Origin of the sequence: Flavobacterium sp., from assembly GCF_003525665.1 — a bacterium.
In the GTDB taxonomy this organism is placed as follows: domain Bacteria; phylum Bacteroidota; class Bacteroidia; order Flavobacteriales; family Flavobacteriaceae; genus Flavobacterium.
Map to the genome: position 1 here is coordinate 16,995 of NZ_DQDX01000076.1, position 5,863 is coordinate 22,857.

At 33.2% G+C, this 5,863-nt stretch carries 4 protein-coding genes; all 4 read left to right on the forward strand.

The genetic code is table 11. The annotated features are described in order from the left end of the window. A partial coding sequence (locus DIU01_RS05360; RefSeq protein WP_290832225.1) for an efflux RND transporter periplasmic adaptor subunit occupies positions 1-499 on the forward strand: 499 nt, incomplete at its 5' end. 57 nt (positions 500-556) lie between these two features. Then, positions 557-3,652, forward strand: coding sequence for an efflux RND transporter permease subunit (locus DIU01_RS05365; RefSeq protein WP_290832227.1), 3,096 nt, complete (start codon positions 557-559; stop codon positions 3,650-3,652). Position 3,653: 1 nt separating this feature from the next. Beyond that, on the forward strand, positions 3,654-4,961 hold the full coding sequence (locus tag DIU01_RS05370) for a TolC family protein (RefSeq protein WP_290832229.1): 1,308 nt from the start codon (positions 3,654-3,656) through the stop codon (positions 4,959-4,961). 29 nt (positions 4,962-4,990) lie between these two features. Beyond that, positions 4,991-5,851 (forward strand): bestrophin family protein, encoded by an 861-nt coding sequence (locus DIU01_RS05375; protein ID WP_290832231.1) that lies wholly within the window; start codon positions 4,991-4,993, stop codon positions 5,849-5,851. The last annotated feature ends 12 nt before the right edge of the window (positions 5,852-5,863 follow it).

Sequence of the window (5,863 nt, forward strand, 5' to 3'; positions counted from 1 at the left end):
TACTATATTAGTTGCCAATTTAGTAAACGTTTCCAAATTAAAAATTACATTTTCGATTCCAGAAAAATATGCAACTCAAGTTAAGCCAAACAGTAATTTAAGTTTTACAGTTACAGGATCAACCGAAAAATATACTGCCAAAGTCTATGCAATTGAACCAAGTGTAGATGCCAATACTAGAACGTTACAAGTAAGAGCAATTGCCGAAAACAGCGATGGAAAACTTCTTGCTGGAACGTATGCCAATGTAGAATTGCCATTAGAAATCATAAAAGATGCCATTGTAATTCCAACAGAAGCTATTGTTCCAGTTCAAAATGGTAAAAAAGTATTCATTTCTGAAAACGGAAAAGCCAAAGAAGTTATGGTGGAAACTGCAACAAGAACCGATTCTTCTATCCTAGTTTTATCTGGATTAAAAGCTGGAGATACTATAATTACAAGTGGTGTTATGAGTTTGAAAGCCGATGCACCCGTTAAAGTAAGAATCAAAAAATAATGATTTTAATAATTTTCAGTACTCAATCTGAAATCTAAAATCTGAAAATAAAAATATATGAGTTTATCAACGTTAAGTATCAAAAGACCAGTATTTACAATTGTTATCAATTTAGCAATCGTACTTTTTGGTGCTATTGGTTATTCGTTTTTAGGAGTTCGAGAATTTCCTTCGATTGATCCAGCACAAATATCCATTAGAACCAATTATGCTGGAGCAAATTCAGATATTATTGAATCACAAATTACTGAACCTTTAGAAAAAGCTATCAATTCTATTGATGGAATTCGAAATGTAACTTCGTCAAGTATTCAAGGAAGTAGTAATATTACGGTCGAATTTAATTTGGATAAAAACCTTGAAGAAGCTGCCAATGACGTTCGTGATAAGGTTTCACAAGCTGTTCGAAGTTTACCTCAAGATATCGATGCTCCGCCAGTCGTTTCTAAAGCGGATGCGAATGGTGAAGCGATAATTTCGATGACGGTTCAAAGTGATTCTAGAAGTCCATTAGAACTAAGCGACTATGCAGAAAATGTTATCGGACAACGATTGGAAACCATTCCAGGAGTAAGCGGAATTCAAATTTGGGGACAAAAACGTTACGCCATGCGTTTGTGGATTGATCCAGTAAAATTGGCTTCTTATGGTTGCACAGTTGCCGAAGTTCGTGATGCATTAAACAAACAAAATGTAGAATTACCATCAGGAAAACTTACTGGTAGCAACACCGAATTGACTGTAAAAACAGTTGGAAATTTGTCCAAACCAGAAGAATTCAACAATATTATTATTCGTTCTGAAGGCGAAAAAATAGTTCGTTTTAGTGATGTTGGTTATGCCGAATTAGGTGCCGAAAATATCGAAACCAAAATGAGTCTATCGGGATTACCACTTGTTGGAATTGCAATTGTGCCGCTTCCAGGAGCAAATTATCTAGATATTTCTAAAGAATTTTATGCAGAATTTGAAAAACTTAAAAAAGATTTACCAAAAGACATTCAACTAAATATTGCAATTGATTCGACTGTTTTCGTTAAAAAATCGGTTATTGAAGTTGCAGAAACATTGGGGATTTCTATTTTATTGGTAATTCTAATTATCTATTTATTTTTTAGAGATTGGGCGATTGCGTTTCGACCGTTAATCGATATTCCAGTTTCGTTGATTGCAACCTTTTTCATCATGTGGTTGTTCGGATTTTCAATAAATGTGTTGACTTTACTAGCAATTGTTCTTGCAACCGGATTAGTTGTTGATGACGGAATTGTAGTAACCGAAAATATCTTCAAAAAAGTTGAAGAAGGAATGTCTCCAATTGAAGCAGCTATTAAAGGTTCGAATGAAATTTTCTTTGCTGTAATTTCAATTTCAATTACACTTGCCGCAGTATTTTTACCAGTTATATTTTTAGAAGGATTTGTTGGTCGACTCTTTCGAGAGTTTGGTGTTGTAATTGGCGCAGCCGTTTTAATTTCAGCTTTTGTATCCTTGACTTTAACGCCAATGTTGAATGCGTATTTAATGAAAGGTGGCGAACAAAAAAAATCAAAATTCTATATTAAAACTGAACCTTATTTTGAAAAATTAAATTCAAGTTACGCGAGTTATTTGAATCGATTTATGAAAAGAAAATGGTTGAGTTTTCCAATCATCATCATTTGTTTCGGATTGATTTATTTATTTTTTACACTTTTACAGAAAGAAACCGCACCCTATGACGATCGAAGTGCTTTGGTCTTGAGTATGACAACTCCAGAAGGTTCTTCTTATGAATATACAGATAAATTCATGCAAGAAATATCACGATTAGTCGATGATTCTATTCCAGAAAAAACAGTGAGTTTAATTATTACTTCGCCTGGTTTTGGAGCATCAACAGTAAATAGTGGCCGTGTTCGAATTGCATTAAAAGAACCGGGAGAAAGAGAACGTTCCCAAAAGGAAATTGCCGAAAAATTAACCAAATGGACCAAGCAATATCCAGAGGCAAAAACATCGGTTGTTGAGCAACCAACCATTGCTGTCAATCGTCGTGGTGGATTGCCTATTCAATACATTATTCAAGCGCCAAATTTTCAAAAATTAGAAGAGAAAATTCCATTATTTATGGAAGAAGCTAACAAAAATGAGACCTTTTCTACTGTTGATGTGAATTTGAAATTCAATAAACCCGAAATCAATGTAACCATCAATCGTGAAAAAGCCGAAAGCTTAGGAATATCTGTAATTGACATTGCTCAAACATTGCAACTTTCTTTAAGTGGACAGCGTTTTGGTTACTTCATGAGAAGCGGAAAACAATACCAAGTTGTGGGACAATTTGACCAAAAAGACCGATCTAAACCACTTGATTTAACATCGATGTTTGTTAAAAATAGTTCGGGACAATTGATTCAAATGGACAATGTAGTTACGATTGAAGAAAAAAGTAATCCGCCACAATTGTACCATAATAATAGGTATATGTCGGCAACAATTTCGGCCGGTTTAGCTCCAGGAAAAAGTATCAGTGACGGAATAGATGCCATGAACGAAATAAAAGCTAAAGTCCTTGACGATACTTTTACAACCGATTTAGGTGGAGAATCGCGAGATTTTGTTGAAAGTAGTTCGAATACTTCGTTCGCATTTGGATTGGCTTTATTATTGATTTTCTTGATTTTGGCAGCGCAATTTGAAAGTTTTATAGATCCGTTTATTATTATTTTGACTGTTCCAATGGCTGTTGCTGGAGCTTTATTTTCGCTTTGGTTGTTTGATCAAACTTGGAATATCTTTAGTCAAATTGGAACCGTAATGCTCATTGGATTAGTAACCAAAAACGGAATCTTAATTGTAGAATTTGCTAACCAATTACGTGAACAAGGAAAACCAAAATTAGAAGCAATTCTTGAAGCATCAGAAGCGCGACTTCGTCCAATTTTGATGACCAGTTTGGCTATTGCACTTGGAGCTTTACCAATTGCAATGTCACTTGGAGCAGCATCAACCAGTAGAATTGGAATGGGAGTTGTTATCGTTGGTGGAACAATTTTCTCTTTAATTCTAACACTTTTTGTAATTCCGGCATTGTATTTAATGTGGTCAAAAGCTAGAAAACATTACCCAGAATTTGATCATATTGAAGAATATGAAAAATCAGTAAAATAACATGAAACTATATAAAATTCAATTACTGCTATTAATTTGCTTTAGCATTTTTAATAGTAACGCTCAAGAAGTTTTAACACTTGAAGATGCAGTAAAAATTGCATTAGAAAACAACTACGAAATTAAAATCTCCAAGAATGATTTACGTATAGATCAATCGAATGTCGCCTACGGAAATGCAGGTATGTTACCAAAATTAACTGCAAATGTTGTTGATAATAACAATGTACAAAATACATCTCAAACTAGGATTGACGGAACAGTAAATGAATTAGACAATGCCAAAAACAATAATCTAACTTACGGCGTTGGACTTGATTGGACCATTTTTGATGGGTTTAAAATGTTTGCCAAATTGGATCAATTTAAAACATTACAAAAGTTAGGCGAAGCCGAATTAAAACTGACAATCATCACAAAAATAAGTGATGTAAATGCGACTTATTACGATTTGGTTCAGCAACAACAACAACTTGCTGCTTTAGATTCTTCAATTGTAATTTCTAATCAACGAGTAGCTTTGGCACAAAATAGATACACTATTGGAAAAGCTTCTAAATTGGAAGTTCTAAATGCTCAAGTAGATTTAAATACCGACACGACAATGTTATTGCGACAAAAAGAATTGTATGCCAATACCAAAACATTGTTGAATCAGATTTTAGCTCGTGATCCTAAAACCGAATTTAAAGTGATTGAGCAAATTTCGGTCGACACTAATTTATTATTACCCGAATTACAATCGCTTGCAGAAAAACAAAACCCAGTTCTTGAAGCTCAAATTCTAAATAAAAAAGTTGCCGAACTGCAATTGAAACAAGTAAAAGGCGACCGATATCCTATAATTCGATTGAATTCTGCCTACAATTTTTCTGAAAGTGAATCGAGTTTGGGCTTCATTACACAATCTTCTTCTAAAGGATTTAACTATGGTTTTTCAGCAACCTTAAATTTATTTGATGGTCTTGCACAAAACAGAAATGAGAAAATTGCAAAAATTCAAATACAGAATTCAACTATTGCTATTGAGCAACAAACGCTGGCTTTGGCAACAACCTTAACTACTTCGTATCAAACGTATTTAACCAACTTAGAACTTTCTAAATTGGAAGAAAAAAACGAAGCGATAGCCAAACAAAATCTAGATATAACTTTAGAAAAATTTAGAATTGGAACTATTGCGACATTAGAATTTAGAACCGCGCAACTCAATTATATCAATGCGAAAGTAAGAAACAGTAACGCACAATTTCAGGCGAAACTATCAGAAATTGCTTTGAAAGAACTGGCAGGAAATCTAACTTTTTAAATTATATTTGCTAAAAATAAGCTACAAAAATGGTTGCATATAATCCGAAAGAATGGTTCACTTTTATCTTTAAATTTCATAAAGCAGATACTTTTCGAACACTATTTCCTTTAATGATTGCAATCGGCATTTATTCTGGAATTGTTGGATATTTAGAAGTTGAAGTTTGGCAACTAACTGAAAAAAGTTATATAAAAAACATTACCATAATGCATGGAATGTTAGGTTTCGTAATTTCATTATTGTTGGCATATCGAATAAATTCTGCCTACGATCGTTGGTGGGAAGGACGAAAACTTTGGGGTTCATTAGTCAATAACAGTCGAAATCTTGCCATAAAACTATCGGTAATACTTACTGATGAAAACGATAGAAAATTTTTTAGAAAATTAATTCCGAGTTATGCTTCTATTTTAAATAAACATTTGAAAGGCGAAGAAATTGCTAAAGAATTATTTGATGATATAAGTTTGGAGCCACATCATAATCACAAACCCAATCAAGTGGCAAAAATTATGTTCCATAAGGTAAATGATTTATACAATTCTAAAAAAATTACTGGTGACCAATTGATAATTCTTAATGCCGAAGTACAATCGTTTACTGATATTTGTGGTGCATGTGAACGAATAAAAAACACACCTATTCCCTATTCTTATAGCGCATTTATCAAAAAATTCATCTTCTTCTACGTGATGACTTTGCCTTTTGGCTATGCTTTTAGTTTAGGATATTATGTTGTTCCAGTTGTAGTTTTTATCTTTTATGTATTGGCAAGTTTAGAACTAATTTCCGAAGAGATTGAAGATCCGTTTGGAACTGATGAAAACGATTTACCAACAAAGAAAATTGCAGAAAATATTAAGAAACATGTTGAAGAATTGTTGTAATAAATTATAATT